Here is a 14,808-nt window from a genome sequence, read left to right as displayed (position 1 = left end):
GTCTAGGTCAGGCCTCACGCACGCGCAGCGAGCGCCAGGAGCAACCCCACGGCGCCCGCGCACAGCACGACCCGGACCACGCCCTGCCGGTAGCGGATCAGCGCGATCGCCGCGGCGATGCCGATCGCGAGACTCGGCAGGTCGGGCAGGCCGTGCACACCCTGCGGCCACAGCACGTGCAGCGCGAAGAACAAGGCCAGGTTGGCGATCACGCCGACCACCGCCGCGGTGATCGCGCTGAGCGGCGCGGTGAAGGCCGGTTGCCCGTGCGTCGATTCGATGAACGGGCCGCCCAGCAGGATGAAGCAGAACGACGGCAGGAAGGTGAAGAAGGTGACCACCCCCGCCGCCGCCGCGCCGGCCAGGAACGCGGACTCGCTGCCGAACAGGGCCTGCGTCCAGCCGCCGACGAAGCCGATGAACGCGACCACCATGATCAGCGGGCCCGGCGTGGTCTCGCCGAGCGCCAGCCCGTCGATCATCTGCGCGGCCGTCAGCCAGTGGTGCTGCTCGACCGCGCCCTGGAACACGTAGGGCAGCACCGCGTAGGCGCCGCCGAAGGTCAGCAGCGCCGCCTTCGTGAAGAACCAGCCCATCTGCGTCAGCGTGCCGTGCCAGCCGAACGCGAGCGTGAGCCCGAGCATCGCGGCCAGCCACAGCGCGAGGCAGGCGGCCAGCACGCGCACGAACGATGCGGCGCGCCAGCGGGCATGGGGCGGTGTCGGCGTGCCGTCGTCGATCAACGCGGGCGCATGCGGGGCCTCTGTCCCGGCATGCCCGCCGCCGATGCTGAACATCGCCGGCGCGATGCGCCCACCGACCGCGCCGGCCAGCCCGGCCGCGACGATCACGACCGGAAACGGCAGGTTCAGCGCGAACAAGGCCAGGAACGCCGCGGCCGCGATGGCCCACAGCGCCGGGTTGCGCAGCGTGCGCGAGCCGATGCGCCAGGCCGCGGCCACGACGATCGCCGTCACCGCCGGCTTGATGCCGTGGAAGACGCCCGCCACCGCCGGCAGCTTGCCGAACGCCAGGTACACCCACGACAGCGCAATCAGGATCGCGAGCGACGGCAGCACGAACAGCGCACCGGCGACGATGCCGCCCAGGCGCCCATGCATCAGCCAGCCGATGTAGGTGGCGAGCTGCTGCGCCTCCGGGCCGGGCAGCACCATGCAGTAGTTCAGCGCATGCAGGAAGCGGCCCTCGGAGATCCAGCGCCGCCGCACAACCAGCTCTTCGTGCATCACCGCGATCTGCCCGGCCGGCCCGCCGAAGCTGATGAAGCCGAGCTTCAGCCACCAGCGCGCGGACTCGACCAGAGACGGAAAGGCGGCTGGTGGCGCAGGGTCGTCGTCGGAATGCATCGTGACCCGCATCGTACGGGCCCGCGGCTACCATCCGCGCTCCGCGAGGAGATCGGCCACGAGGCCGCACATCAACAACGAAGAGGAGTGAACATGTCTGACAGGAATCCGTACGCGCCCCCATCCTCCAACCTTGAGGCGCCAGCGGTCGCGCGGGCGCCGAGAGCCTTCATCGTTCTGCTCGGCGCTTACTTGCTGGTGAGTGCCGCATCTGCCGTTTTTGGCGGGAGCATCTTCAGCGCCATCTTCCTGGTCATCGTTGGCATTGCCGCCTGGCGAACCGTGCAAGGCGGCCAGGCAGCGTCCCGCTACCTGGGTGGGCTGCTCATCCTGGGTGTCATCGTCTCCGTGCGTGCGGTGGCGTCGATGTGGACGTCCAATCCCCCCGGCGCCATGGTCAGCGCGGCGGTTGCCGTCTACCAGTCGATCCTGGTCGGCTACATCTTCCTCAGCCCCGGCATGCGTGCGCTCTATACGAAGGCGGAGCGCGCCAAGTGGACTGAACGCTAGCCACAAGGAAAAAGGCCCGGCATCGCAGCGCGACACCGGGCCCTGGCAGGCGCAAGACTTGTCTTACCAGCCCGAGTTGCCGGTCCCGCGGATGAAGAAGCTGCTCGGCGCGGTGTCCTGCTTCAGGCCGCCCAGCGCCGGGTTCGTCACGACCACGCCGTCGAAGTTCACCGCACCGCGGCCACCGTTGTCGATGACCTCGATGCCGTACTTGCCCGGGTTGGTGATCTTGATGTTCTTCAGCTTCACGTTGCTGAACTTCGCGTTGTCAGCGTCGCGCAGCAGGTCCGGGTGGAACTTCTCGCCCGGCGGCACGAAGGCCGAGCCGAAGCCGCGGAACTCGATGCCGGAGTAGGTCGGGTCGATGATGTCGACGTTCTCCACCAGGATGTTGTTCACGTCGCCTTCGCGCATGTAGAACTTCAGCGCGCCGTGCTGCCACGGGGTGGCCGTGTTCTCGAGGAACATCGGGCCGCCCGCACGGATCAGCGAGATGTTGCTGAAGGTCGTGGTCGCCGGGCCGAACGGGTAGGAGCTGAACTCGTTGTCGATCAGGATGCCCGGGTAGGTCAGCACGTCTTCGCAGACGCTGTCCTTGAACACGTTGTTCGCACCGCCATACGCCGCGAAGCAGTTGGCGCGCCACGGCATCTGCACCGTGTTGTTGCGGAACACGTTGTTGACGCCCTGGCCCTGGTCGGGCGCGTTCCTGCCTTCCGGGCTGATGAAGTTCTCGCCCAGCTGGTAGGTCTTGTCCTTGACCCAGTCGGTCCACTTGATCGACCACACCACCAGCGCGTCGTCGCCGGTGTTGCGCAGGTGGCAGTTCTCGACCACCGAGTTCGACGTGCCGTTGTCCAGGTTGATCCCGTCCGCATAGGTGTTGCGGATGCGGCAGTTGCGGATCGTCAGGTTCTGCGTCGCCTGCGTCTGGTACGGGGGATCGTTGCCGACCCAGATCGCACCGACCACGTGCTCGATCCAGACGTTCTCGATCAGGCTGTTGGCGCCCATCGGGCCGGCGAAGGCCTTCTGCACGCCTTCGGATTCCTCGGCGCGGGCCTTGGATTCACCGAGGATCGAGAAATCGCCGAACACGCATTTCGCGCTGGCGCCGTAGCAGAAGAACAGCGACTTCGGACCCTTCAGGTTCGTGTACCACATGCCCGCGCCGCGCACTTCGATGCCCGGGTTGTCGAGCCCGACGTTGCCGCCGGAGATCTTCTGCAGCAGGTAGTCGCCCGGCGGGAACCACAGCTTGCTGGTCGAGCGCATCGCGCGCAGCACGTCGTCGGCGTGGTCCTTGCCGTCGTTCGGCTGGATGCCGAACTGCGTGACCGACGTGAAGCCCGCCGGCATCGTCAGCGCGGTGGGCACCGGCTCGATGTCGACCAGGTCGATCACGTAGAACGCGGCGGTGTCCTGCGCATCGCGGCGCAGCATCACCGTCGCGCCGGCCGGGATGCTGTCGGTCAGCAGCGTGCGCACCTCGTCGAAGAAGGTGTGCGGCTGGCCGGCCGGCTTGTCGACGATCGGGTCGCCGATCAGCCCGCCCTGGTACGACCAGCTGTAGCGCGAGGTCAGCGGCAGCGTCTTCACGCGCACGCCGTTCACGTACAGGCCGAGCGTGCTGTCGATGCCGCCGCCGCCGGGGGCGTCGGGGATCGAGTAGCGCACGACGACGCCGTTGCCGGCCTTCGTGGTCTGGAACGACACGTAGTCGCCGGTCTTGTTCAGGCGCACCGCCTTGCGGCCGATGGCCTCGGCCTCGATGTGGTTCGCGTCCCACTTCTGGCGGCTCGGGCCGATGATCTGGGCGTTGGTGCTGCCGTCTTCAGCCTGGTACTCGACCCAGGGCACGTTGGCGCCGCGGCCGGGGACCGGAGCGGGTGCCGGAGCCGGGGCCGGTGCAGGCGCGGGTGCCGGAGCGGGCGCAGGGGCCGGTGCAGGCGCGGGTGCCGGAGCGGGCGCAGGCGCCGGCGCAGGTGCCGGGCTCGGTGCGGGTGCGGGTGCGGGTGCGGGTGCGGGTGCGGGTGCAGGGGCCGGTGCGGGAGCGGGGGCCGGTGCCGGTGCTGGCGTGGGAGCCGGTGCCGGAGCGGGCGCAGGCGCGGGTGCCGGGGCCGGGGCAGGAGACGGCGCCGGAGCGGCCGCGACCAGCGTCCACTTCTCGGTCTCGCCGCCGTTGCAGCTCCACTGGCCGATGTGGCCGCCTTCGGCCTTGCTGAAGTTGCCGACGTCCAGGCACTTGCTGCTGTGCTTGAAGCGCACGTTCACCAGGCCGCCGCCGAGGTTGTCGAGCGTGAAGCGCTGGTTGTCGCCGCCGCCGTACTGCCACTGGTGCACGTTCGCACCATCGGCGGTCGACACGTCCTGCACATCGATGACCTTGCCGCTGTTGGCATTGGTCAGGTGGTAATAGCCCTCGGTGTCGCGCACCAGGTCGAACAGCCGTCCGAGCGAGCTGTTGCAGGCCATCTGCACGATGTCGGCGCCGCTGATGGTCGAGTCACCGGCGACGGCCAGGCACAGGCCGCTGAAATTGGAGCGCACGCTGTAGCGCGACGACGGCGCGGGGGCTGGCGTCGGTGCCGGGGCGGGCGCAGGGGCCGGAGCGGGCGCGCCGGCCACCGGCACGAAGCTCCACTTCTCGGTCTCGCCGTCGTTGCACTCCCACTGGCCGATGTTGCCGCCCGACGCGCGGCTCGAGTTGCCGACGTCCATGCACTTGTTGCTGTGCTTGAAGCGCACGTAGTACTTGCCGCCGCCCAGGTCCTGCAGCGCGACGCGCTGGTTGTCGCCGTTCAGCCAGGTCCACTGGTGGACATTGGCGCCGTTGGCGGTCGAGATGTCCTGCACGTCGACGACCTTGCCGCTGTTCACGTTCACCAGCCGGTAGTAGCCCTGGCTGTCGCGTTGCAGGTCGAACTGGCGCGCCGGCGAGGTGTCGCAGGTCGATTGCACGACGTTCGCGCCTTCGGCGGTCGATCCGCCGTCGACCGCCAGGCACAGGCCGCTGAACGACGAGCGAACGGTGTAGCGGCCGGCGGCCAGGTCGGCGGCGTGGCCGAGCTGCGTGAAGCCGGCGCCGACGATCAACGCCAGGCAGAGCTTGCTGCTTCGAAACGGAAACATGGGTCGTCCTCCTTGTGGGGCTTCGCGGGCCCGGGACGCAGGGGTCGCCGGGGCTGAAGTCCGTCGGATGGTAGGAGGCCGGTCTGCTCCGAAGTGGAAGCGGTTTCACCCGCTTGCAATGCTTGCGAGAGGTGGCATCAATTGGTATTGATGCATCATGTTGGCGTATGGACATCACGCGAAATCACGATGGATAGGGGTCGGATGAGCCCCCGGCAGGCCGCTCAGGCGGTGGCGATCTCGATCAGCGGCCGGTCGAGCAGCGAGCGCAGCGCGGCGCCGAGCGCACGCGTCAGGCGCTCGCACTCTTCCCAGTCGACGCCGTCGGCGCGGGCGCTGACGACCACCACCAGCGGCGGCTCGTCGCAGCACGGCAGCACGCCGATCGCGCCTCTGTCATGCACGAACACCGCCGCGCGCAGGCAGCCCCATGGCACGAAATGCCGTTGCTGCCGGTGATACAGGCGCCAGTAGTCGGTGGCGGCTTCCCACACGCTGCCGCTGCCGCGCGTGCTGCCGCTGGTGGAGTGCACGGCCCCGCTCGAGGCCTCGACGAGCGTGCAGCCTTCGACGCCGGCCTGGCGGCACAGCCCCGCCAGCGCGACCGCGACCGGATCGCGCGGCGGCTGCGGCGCCTCGGAGCCGGTGGTGTGGAAGGCGATGTCCGGAAACCCCGAGTGCGGCATGGGCGACTCCGTTCAGCGGCTCGCCAGCCCCAGGCGCCGGCGCAACGCGTGCAGCAGGCCGGTCGGGGCGCGGGTGGGGCGGCGCGACGAGGCATCGCTGCGCACGGGTGGCATGGGCGAGGGTGACAAGGGCTCGATGATCGGGCCGCCGGGTTCGAGGTGCAGCAGGTTCGCGGCGGCCATCCGCGTGATGAAGGCGACGCACTTGTCGGCGGCGACATTGCTGAGCCGCATCAGCTTCTCGAGGTCGAGCGAGCGCGTCAGCAGGAAGCTGGCGAGGCGCAGGTTCTCGGCGTCGTCCCACAGCAGCCCGGCGGGCGGCCAGCGGCGCAGCCGGAAGCGGCAGCCGGCCGACAGTTGCGTGAACGAGGCCGGGACCTCGCCGGTGGCGCAGTGCTCGGCGCATTCGAGGGCTTCGACCAGCGCGTCGAACTGCAGCGGGCTGCTCAGCACGCTGCCGGGTGCGCGGCCGGTGCGCCAGGCCAGTGCGCGCGAATCCTGCGCAGCGGGCACCAGGTGCAGCGTCATCAGCGGCGGCTCCAGCATGCCGCGCACCGTGTCGACCTCGAGGCCCGCGACCAGCACGACCTCGGCATCCCCGTCATGCACCACCTGCCACTCGTGCTTCAGCTGGCGGGTGGCGCGCGCCAGGAAGTGGCGCACCGCGTTCTCGTCGCGTGCGTCCAGCCCTTGCAGCAGCAGCCGCAGCGGCCAGCGCATCAACTGGGTCTCCATCTCGTCGCTCATGCCCGTCCGCCTTCGTGTTCATACCGGAAGCGGACACGCTATCGAACAGTTCTGCAGGAACGATGCAGAACGCACCGTCGATGTCCAGACGAATGGCGCTGCTGTGTGCGCCTGCGTGACAAATCAGGCGCGTTGTTGCTCGCGTTGTAGCTCACGTGTACTGCGACGGATGCCTTGCGGCGGCTGCCCGAAGGCCCGAATGAACGCGCGCCGCATGCGCTCGGGGTCGCCGAAGCCGGTGTCGCGCGCGATCACCACCAGCGAGAGCTGCCCGGTGTCGATCAGCGCGCGGGCCGCTTCCACGCGCAGCTGCTCGATCGCGCGCGCCGGCGACTGCCCCGTCTCGGCCTTGAACGCGCGGCTGAACTGGCGCGGGCTCAGGTGCGCGACCTCGGCGAGTTCGTCGACCGACAGCTCGTCGCGCAGGTTTGCGCGCGCATGGGTCAGCGTCTTCTGGATGCGGTCGGAGTCGGGCGCGAGCTCGAGCAGCGCCGAGAACTGCGTCTGCCCGCCGATGCGGCGGTGGTAGACGACCAGCTTCTTCGCGATGAAGAGGGTGCATTCGGCGTCGAGGTCTTCCTCGATCAGCGCGAGCACCAGGTCGATGCCGGCCGTCATGCCGGCGGAGGTCCAGATCGGGCCGTCGTTGACGTAGATGCGGTCGGGCTGCACCGTGATGCGCGGGAAGCGGTTCTGCAGCGCCTGCGCGAAGTTCCAGTGCGTGGTGGCGCGGCGGCCATCGAGCAGCCCGGCCTCGGCCAGGATGAATGCGCCGCTGCAGATGCTGGTGATGCGCCGCACGCGCTTCAGGCTGCGCGCGAGGAAGCGGCACAGGCCCTCGGTGGTCGGTGCGACGTCGAGCGCGCCGGTGGCGACCAGCGTGTCGTAGCGCACCGCACTGAACGGCTTCGAATCGACCGTGGCCCCCGACGAGCTGCGCACCAGCCCACCGTGCTCGGACAGCAGCTCGACCTCGTACACCACCCGCCCGGCGTACAGGTTCGCGAGCTCGAAGGCGGCGATCGGCGCGAGGTCGAGGATCTGGAAGCCGGGGAAGACGATCACGCCGATGCGGCGGACGGGGGCGTTTTTGGAAGATGGCACGAAACGAGGCTTCCAGGACTTATGAGTCAAAACGATACGGCGCAAGCTTCGAGCTGTCAATCGCCGCGTGCCGCACTTCCGCCTGGCACGGCGTTCCTGAAGGACATCGACATGAGCTCCACGAATCCTCTCGGCACCGCGTTGATCACCGGCGCCTCCTCCGGCATCGGTGCGGTCTACGCCGACCGCCTGGCCCGGCGTGGCCACGACCTGGTGCTGGTTGCCCGCAACGGCGAACGGCTGCAGGCCCTGGCCGCGCGCATCACCGCGCAGACCGGCCGCCGCACCGAGGTGCTGGTGGCCGACCTGACGAAGCCGCAGGACCAGCAGCGCATCGCCGAGCGCCTGCAGTCGGACGACGGCATCGGGGTGTTGGTCAACAACGCCGGCTTCAACGTCGCCGCGCCGATCGTCGATTCGTCGCCGGACCGGCTCGACGAGATGATCCAGCTGAACGTCGTCGCGCTGACGCGGCTCGCGCGCGCGGTGGCGCCGCGGCTGGTGAAGCGCGGACTGGGCGCGATCATCAACATCTCGTCGATCGCGGCGGTCGCGCCGGCGCTGCTGAACGGCGCCTACGGCGGCACCAAGGCCTACGTGCTGAATTTCACCGAGGCGCTGCAGCACGAGATCGGCGCGAAGGGCGTGCGGGTGCAGGCCGTGCTGCCGGGCGCGACGCGCACCGATTTCTGGGCGTTGGCGGGGCTGCCGGTCGAGCACCTGCCGAGCGAGATCGTGATGTCGGCCGAGGACATGGTCGATGCCTCGCTGGTCGCGTTCGACCAGGGCGAGGTGGTGACGATCCCGGCGTTGCCGGACCTGGCGGTCTGGCAGTCGTTCGAGGCGGCGCGTGCGGCGCTCGGGCCCTTCCTGTCGAGCCGCAAGCCGGCCGCGCGGCTGACTACGACCGCACAAACCCGTTCGCCCTGAGCAGGGACCGAGCTTGTCGAGGGCCCGTCCGTCGAAGGGTTGTGTCCGACGCTCGGGGGGGCTTCGACAAGCTCAGCCCGAACGGCAATGCCCCGTTCGCCCTGAGCCTGTCGAAGGGCCTGCTCGCATCGGACCGGGGCTTCGACAAGCTCAGCCCGAACGAGGGTGGGCTCAGTCCTGCCCCGTTTTGCTCAGGCCGGCCGGCGTCGCCACCACAGCCACACGCCGGTCAGCCCGAGGCCGCCGAGTGCCAGGCCGCTGAAGAAGGTCAGCACCTGCTGCGGCAGGCCGCCGAGCTCGCCGACGTGCAGCGGGTAGACCCAGGCCACCGCGCGGCCGCCCGGATCCAATTCACTCCAGCGTTGCACCGACAGGACTTCACCGGTGCGCGGGTGCAGCCAGACGGAAGTCAACCCGTTCGGATGCGGATCGTCGGGCAGCCGCATGCGCACGCGCACCGGGCGGTCCGGGCCGGGCAACTGGATGTAGCCGATCGGGTCCGCAGGGAACTGCCGCTGCGCCTGCGCGGCCAGCTCGTCGACGGTGACGGGCGATCCGCCCGGCGCGTCCTTCGCCTCTTTCGGCAGGGCCGGTGGGCGCATGAACGTGCCGCCGGCCAGGAAGGTGACGAACTCGCCGAGTGGCCGCCACGCCATGTAGGCGCCGCTCGCCACCGACACCGCGATCACCAGCCCCATGATCACGCCGCCGGTGCGGTGCAGGTCGAACAGCCCGCGCAGCACGCCCTGGCGCAGCTCGACGCGCCACGACGGCGGCCAGCGCCGCGGCCACCACAGCACCACGCCGGTCACCAGCATCAGCAGGTAGGCCAGCGCGCCGCACGCGAGCATCGCCTTGCCGGTGTCCTGCAGCAGCAGCGAGCTGTGCAGCTTGAACGTGAAGCCGACGAAGCCTTCGCTGTCGCCGCGCCGGCCCTGCTCGCGGCCGGTGACGGGATCGAAGTAGACGGTGCCGCCCCAGCGCTTGCCGCGCACCAGCACCCACAGCGTCTCGTCAGACGTGCGCGGCGGGCGGAAGGTCATCGCGCTGGCGCTGCCGAACTCGGCGACCAGGCGCTGCCGGATCGGCTCCAGCGCCACCGCGGTCCCGCCGGCTGCCTCGACCTGGGTGTCTGCCTTGAACAGGTTCGGATGCGCCCAGCGGTCCACCGGCTGCGCGACCACCAGCACCGCGCCGAGCAGCCCGACGATGGCCAGCACCCAGCCGACGCTGAGCCCCATCCAGCGGTGCAGCCGCAGCCACACGCGGCGCAGCCCCTGGCGTCGCGACGGCGCTTGCGCGATGGCGCTCATCAGAACGCCACGCGCGCCTGGACGTAGGTGGTGCGCGGCGCGCCCACCATGCGGCCGAGGTTGCCGTCGACGTTGCGCGTGTAGTAGCGCTTGTCCGCCAGGTTGTTGATGCCCACCTGCACATCGATCGCGGTGGCGGTCGGCAGCTTCCAGCCGACCTGCGCGTTCCACAGGCGGTAGCCGGGGACGAGACCGGCGCCACCGTTGACGGTTTCAGCCCAGCCGTTGGCGTTGTCCGAGAACTGCGAGCTCTGGTGCGTGCTCGACAGGTTGAACGACCACGCGGCCAGCCGGTAGCGCGCGCCGACGGTGTCGGTGTCGCGCGAGTAGAACGGCACCTCGTTGCCCGCCGTGTCGCCCGACTCCTGCAGTGCCCGCGTGTGCGTGTAGTTCGCGAAGACGTTCAGGCCGGCGAGGGCGCTGTCCTTGTCGAAGCTGTAGTCGAGCGCCGTCTCGACGCCGTCGTGCTTGGTGGCGCCCAGGTTCGCGAACCTGGGGAACGCGCCTGCAGTCACCTGCTGGATCTGGTTGTCGAAGCGCAGCCGGAAGGCCGTCAGCTCCGCGCTCAGCGTCGCGCTCTTCCAGCGCGTGCCGAGCTCGAAGGTCTTCGCGACCTCGGGCTTCAGCGGGTTGGTGGCCGTCTGCGAGTTCAGCTGGATGTTCTGCACCGGGCCGAACGAGGTGTTGTAGTTGCTGAACAGCGTCCACTCGCTGGTCACCAGCCATGCCACGTTCACCGACGGCAGCGCCTTGTTGTTGTCGGTGTCGAAGGTCTTGCCAGCACCGTCGATCCGCGTGGTGCTGATGTGCTCGAAGCGCACGCCCGGCGTGATGCGCCAGTTGCCGATCGCGATGCGATCGTCCACATACACCGCATGGGCGTCGGTCTCGTTCTCGAAGCTGGTCGTCGGGTTGGCCCCGCCACTCGGGAAGTTCTCGGTGAAGCTGTTGTCGTCGCCGCGCTCGCGCACGAACCGGTAGCCCACCGTCACGTCGTGCGCCACGCTGCCGAATGCGAGGCGCTGCGTGTAGCGCGGCTCGACGCCCAGCACGCGGTAGTTGCGCGGCTGGTGCGTCAGCAAGGTGCCGCCGGTGTTGATCAGCACGCTCGCTCGCGAACTCTCGTTGTAGTAGAGCCGCACCTCGGCCTCCTGCGTGGCCGACAGCGGGTTCAGGTAGCCCAGGTCGATGCCCTTGCGCACGCCGCTCCAGTAGTCGGTGGGGCGGGTGTTCCGGAACGGGTCGGCGTCGTACTGCGCCGGGGTCAGGCCGCCGGGCGTGCGCGAGGTGACGTCGTAGTACGAGAGCTTGCCGTAGACCTCGGCCTTGCCGACGAGCGGCTGGCGGAACTTGACGGCCAGGTCGTTCACCTTCTCGTCGCTGTTGGCGCGCCATTCGCTGCCGTCCAGCCCGGAATACAGCAGCGCCAGGCCGAGCCCGTTGTCGAGTTCACGGCCGAGGAACAGGCTGTACTGCGTGTTGTGCCCGCCACCTTCGCTGAAGTCGTTGTAGCGCACCGTCGCGTCGCCGCTCAACGTGTCGGTGGCCGGGATCGAGCGGGTGTTGAAGTTGATGATGCCGCCGACGTTCTGCGGCCCGTAGCGCACCGCGCCGCCGCCGCGCACGACGTCGACCGACTCGATGTTGTTCAGGCTCACCGGCGCGAACGACAGCTGCGGCTGGCCGTAGGGCGCGACCGCCAGCGGGATGCCGTCGAGCAGCACGGTGGAGCGCGGCGAGTAGCGCCCGGTCAGCCCGCGCACGCCGATGTTCAGCGAGATCGCGCTGCCGGCGCTGCCGGAGTTCTCGGTCGACTGCACGCCGGGGATGCGTCGCATCACGTCGCCGATCGAGGCCGCGCCGGTCTGCTCGATCTCTTCCTTCTTCACGACGGTGCGTGCCCCGGCGAAGCTCTTCACGCTGTTCTGCAGGCCGCTGCCCAGCCAGTTGCCGCTGACCTGCACCGGTTCGAGCGTGACTTCAGCCGCGTCGGACTGCTGGGCGCGCACGACGAGCGGCAACGCGACGATCGCGAGCGCAATGGCCGTCAGCGGACGGAAGGAGGGGTGAACTGCCATGGAAAAGAGGCTCCGATGCCCTGTTGCGGGCACTTGTGCTGGCTGGGCGACCCGGGACCGGATGCGGTTCCATTGGGAGCGCGATGGCTGGCGATTGATGAAACGATGGACGACATTCGCCGTGCGCGCATGATAAATCGCCGGGCTACCGTGTTGAGAAACGTTCCCAATTGGCCCCGTGCGCGTGAAATTATCGATAATCCGCGAAACATCTCTGGAGACAGACCCATGCATTACCGCGAACTTGGCCGCACCGGCTGGAAGGTGTCCACGATCAGCTTCGGCGCCTGGGCCATCGGCGGCACCTGGGGCCAGGTGAACGACGGCGAATCGATGGCCGCGCTGCACCGCGCGCTCGACCTGGGCGTCAACTTCTTCGACACCGCCGACGTGTATGGCGACGGCCACAGCGAGCGGCTGATCGCGCGACTGCGCAAGGAGCGCAGCGAGACCTTCTACGTGGCCACCAAGGCCGGCCGGCGGCTGAGCCCGCATGCGGCCGAGGGCTACAACCGCGAGAACCTGACTGCCTTCGTCGAGCGCAGCCTGCGCAACCTCGGCACCGACGCGCTCGACCTGCTGCAGCTGCACTGCCCGCCGACGCCGGTGTACTACATGCCCGAGGTGTTCGGCGTGCTCGACGACCTGGTGCGGGCCGGCAAGCTGCGCCACTACGGTGTCAGCGTCGAGAAGGTCGAAGAGGCGCTGAAGGCGATCGACTTCCCCGGCGTGCAGTCGGTGCAGATCATCTACAACATCTTCCGCCAGCGGCCGGCCGAGCTGCTGTTCCGCGAGGCGCTGGCGCGCCGCGTCGGCATCCTCGCGCGGCTGCCGCTGTCGTCGGGCCTGCTGTCGGGCGGGCTGACGCGCCAGACGCAGTTCGCCGCCGACGACCACCGCAGCTTCAACCGCGAAGGCGCGGCGTTCGACAAGGGCGAGACCTTCTCGGGGCTCGACTATGCGAGCGGGCTCGAAGCGGTCGAGGCACTGCGCCCGCTGGTGCCGGCCGGCCAGACGCTGGCGCAGTTCGCGCTGCGCTGGATCCTGATGCAAGAGGCGGTGACCTGTGCGATTCCCGGAGGGCGCAAGCCGGCGCAGGTCGAGGAGAACATGAACGCGGCCGACCTGCCGGCCTTGTCAGCCGAGACGATGCGGGCCGTCAACGCCATCTACGAGAAACACGCGAAGGCCCAGGTCCATCACCGCTGGTGATCGGTGGCCTCCAGGTAGTCCCGCTTCGCCAGCTGCAGATGCGCGACGCACAGCTCTGCCAACGCCGCGTTGTCGCGACCCTTCAGCAGCCGGATCATCTGCAGGTGCTCTTCGGCCGCAGCTTCCGAATGGCCGGCCGCGGCGGTGCGCTGGGCCCGCACCGGCAGGCTCAGCCACATGAAGTGGCGGATCGAGTCGACGAGGTACGGGTTGCCGCAGCCGCCGAACAGCGTCAGGTGGAACTCGTCGTTGATGCGGTGCACCGTGCCGTGGTCGCCAGCGTGCAGCGCGGCGACGAACTGCCGGTGCAGCGCTTCGAGCGCCGACACCAGCGCGGCATCGGCCGGCAGCGGAATTCGCAGCGCCGCCTGCCGGTGCAGCAGCTCGCGCACCTCGTAGATCTGCCGCACCTCGGTGGCGGCCAGTGCGCGCACGCTGGCGCCCTTGTTCTTTTCGCGCACCACGATGCCGATGCGCTCCAGCTCGGCCAGCGCCTGGCGCACGCCGTGGCGCGTCGCGCCGAAGCGCGCCATCAGCGGGTCTTCGACCAGGCGGCTGCCGGGCGCGAGCCGGCCGAAGATGATGTCTTCGCCGAGCAGCCGGGCGACGTCTTGCGCGTCGGCGGGCAGCGGCGAGGGGGCGGTGGGGCGCGTCATGAGCGATCGATTCTGCCAACAGTCCCATCAACAAGACACCAGGAGACCACCAAATGAGCAACATCGGATTCATCGGCGCCAGCGGCCTGATGGGCCACGGCATCGCGAAGAACCTGCAGCTGAAGGGGCACGCGCTGCACCTCACCGTGCACCGCAACCGCGAGCGCGTGGCCGACCTGATCGAGCGTGGCGCGCTGCAGCTCGACACGCCGGCCGAGCTGGCCGCGCGTTGCGACGTGGTGTTCATCTGCGTGACCGGCACGCCGCAGGTCGAGGGGCTGTTCGCCGGCGACGGCGGGCTGCTTGCGCGGCCGAAGCCGGGGCTCGTGATCGTCGACTGCTCGACCAGCGAGCCGGCCTCGACCGCGGTGTTGCGCGAGCGCTGTGCCGCGCAGCAGGTGCTGCTGATCGACGCGCCGCTGGCGCGCTCGGCTCCCGATGCGGAGGCCGGCCGGCTGACGGTGATGGTCGGCGCCGAGCAGGCCGATTTCGCGCGCGTCGAGCCGTTGCTGCGCTGCTTCGCGGAGAACCTGCACCACGTCGGCCCGCCGGGTGCGGGGCATGTCGTCAAGCTGCTCTACAACTTCATGGCACAGGCCATCTGCACGTCGACGGCCGAGGCCTTCGCGGTCGGCCGGCGTGCTGGGGTCGACCTGGGTCAGCTGGTGGCGGTGACGACGGTCGGCGCGGTCAACTCCGGGCTGTTCCAGGCGATGGCGAAGACGCTGCAGGGCGACGTGAAGGGCTTGTCGTTCGAGCTCGACAACGCGCGCAAGGATCTGCGCTACTACACGCACCTGGCCGAGAGCCTGACGGTGCCGGCCTGGTTGGGCGAGGCGGTGCACCAGTCGCTGACGCTGGCCAGCGCGTTGGGCCATGGCGCGAAGTTCGTGCCGTCGCTGGTGGAGGCGCAGGAGCAGATCACCGGCACGACGCTGGTGCCTCCCCATCCCCGTTCGCCCTGAGCAGGGACCGAGCTTGTCGAGGGCCCGTCCGTCGAAGGGTTGTGCCTCACCCGTTCAGGCTGAGCTTGTCGAAGCCGTGGTGCCAAGCGCGCAGGCCCTTCGACAGGC

12 protein-coding genes are annotated in these 14,808 nt (G+C 69.4%); 4 read left to right on the top strand and 8 right to left on the bottom strand.

The genetic code is table 11. From position 1 onward, the window contains the following. Nucleotides 1-14 precede the first annotated feature (14 nt). A complete protein-coding gene (gene chrA / locus BUE42_RS26555) occupies nt 15-1,367 on the bottom strand; it encodes a chromate efflux transporter (RefSeq protein WP_235002621.1) in 1,353 nt (450 codons plus the stop codon). A gap of 93 nt (nt 1,368-1,460) precedes the next feature. On the opposite strand from chrA, the gene BUE42_RS26550 reads away from it, so the two are divergent. After that, complete coding sequence (locus tag BUE42_RS26550) at nt 1,461-1,877, top strand: hypothetical protein (protein WP_073468298.1); 417 nt, start codon at nt 1,461-1,463, stop codon at nt 1,875-1,877. Nucleotides 1,878-1,940: 63 nt separating this feature from the next. Here BUE42_RS26550 and BUE42_RS31785 read toward each other — a convergent pair whose 3' ends face one another. The 4 genes from BUE42_RS31785 to BUE42_RS26515 all read right to left on the bottom strand — a co-directional run bounded on the left by BUE42_RS31785 (nt 1,941) and on the right by BUE42_RS26515 (nt 7,546). After that, a complete protein-coding gene (locus BUE42_RS31785; RefSeq protein WP_083614604.1) occupies nt 1,941-5,009 on the bottom strand; it encodes an RICIN domain-containing protein in 3,069 nt (1,022 codons plus the stop codon). Nucleotides 5,010-5,233: 224 nt separating this feature from the next. Beyond that, nucleotides 5,234-5,695 (bottom strand): hypothetical protein, encoded by a 462-nt coding sequence (locus BUE42_RS26525; RefSeq protein ID WP_073468297.1) that lies wholly within the window; start codon nt 5,693-5,695, stop codon nt 5,234-5,236. Between the two features lie 12 nt (nt 5,696-5,707). Then, nucleotides 5,708-6,442 carry a hypothetical protein gene (locus BUE42_RS26520; RefSeq protein WP_073468296.1) on the bottom strand — a complete coding sequence of 245 codons (735 nt, stop codon included), beginning with the start codon at nt 6,440-6,442 and terminating at the stop codon, nt 5,708-5,710. Nucleotides 6,443-6,565: 123 nt separating this feature from the next. Continuing rightward, nucleotides 6,566-7,546: a GlxA family transcriptional regulator gene (locus BUE42_RS26515; protein WP_073468295.1), complete on the bottom strand. Its 981-nt coding sequence runs from the start codon at nt 7,544-7,546 to the stop codon at nt 6,566-6,568. A 111-nt stretch (nt 7,547-7,657) separates the two neighbouring features. Between BUE42_RS26515 and BUE42_RS26510 the strand changes: the two genes are divergently transcribed. Next, nucleotides 7,658-8,476: an SDR family NAD(P)-dependent oxidoreductase gene (locus BUE42_RS26510; RefSeq protein WP_073468294.1), complete on the top strand. Its 819-nt coding sequence runs from the start codon at nt 7,658-7,660 to the stop codon at nt 8,474-8,476. Nucleotides 8,477-8,667: 191 nt separating this feature from the next. Here the strand turns inward: BUE42_RS26510 and BUE42_RS26505 are convergent, their stop codons facing one another. Together BUE42_RS26505 and BUE42_RS26500 are read right to left on the bottom strand one after the other, a co-directional pair. Continuing rightward, nucleotides 8,668-9,789, bottom strand: coding sequence for a PepSY-associated TM helix domain-containing protein (locus BUE42_RS26505; protein ID WP_073468293.1), 1,122 nt, complete (start codon nt 9,787-9,789; stop codon nt 8,668-8,670). Next, nucleotides 9,789-11,867 carry a TonB-dependent receptor family protein gene (locus BUE42_RS26500; protein ID WP_073468292.1) on the bottom strand — a complete coding sequence of 693 codons (2,079 nt, stop codon included), beginning with the start codon at nt 11,865-11,867 and terminating at the stop codon, nt 9,789-9,791. Before BUE42_RS26500 ends, BUE42_RS26505 begins: the two co-directional genes overlap by 1 nt. Nucleotides 11,868-12,095: 228 nt before the next feature. Between BUE42_RS26500 and BUE42_RS26495 the strand changes: the two genes are divergently transcribed. Further along, complete coding sequence (locus BUE42_RS26495; RefSeq protein ID WP_073468291.1) at nt 12,096-13,079, top strand: aldo/keto reductase; 984 nt, start codon at nt 12,096-12,098, stop codon at nt 13,077-13,079. Here BUE42_RS26495 and BUE42_RS26490 read toward each other — a convergent pair. Next, on the bottom strand, nt 13,067-13,735 hold the full coding sequence (locus BUE42_RS26490) for a GntR family transcriptional regulator (RefSeq protein WP_073468290.1): 669 nt from the start codon (nt 13,733-13,735) through the stop codon (nt 13,067-13,069). The genes BUE42_RS26495 and BUE42_RS26490 overlap by 13 nt on opposite strands. Nucleotides 13,736-13,788: 53 nt before the next feature. On the opposite strand from BUE42_RS26490, the gene BUE42_RS26485 reads away from it, so the two are divergent. Next, nucleotides 13,789-14,700, top strand: a complete 912-nt coding sequence (locus BUE42_RS26485; protein ID WP_073468289.1) for an NAD(P)-dependent oxidoreductase — start codon at nt 13,789-13,791, stop codon at nt 14,698-14,700. The last annotated feature ends 108 nt before the right edge of the window (nt 14,701-14,808 follow it).

This window comes from Rhizobacter sp. OV335, from assembly GCF_900142965.1.
GTDB lineage: Bacteria > Pseudomonadota > Gammaproteobacteria > Burkholderiales > Burkholderiaceae_C > Rhizobacter.
Note: the sequence above shows the minus strand (reverse complement) of the source record. Positions and strands in the feature narration are given on the sequence as shown.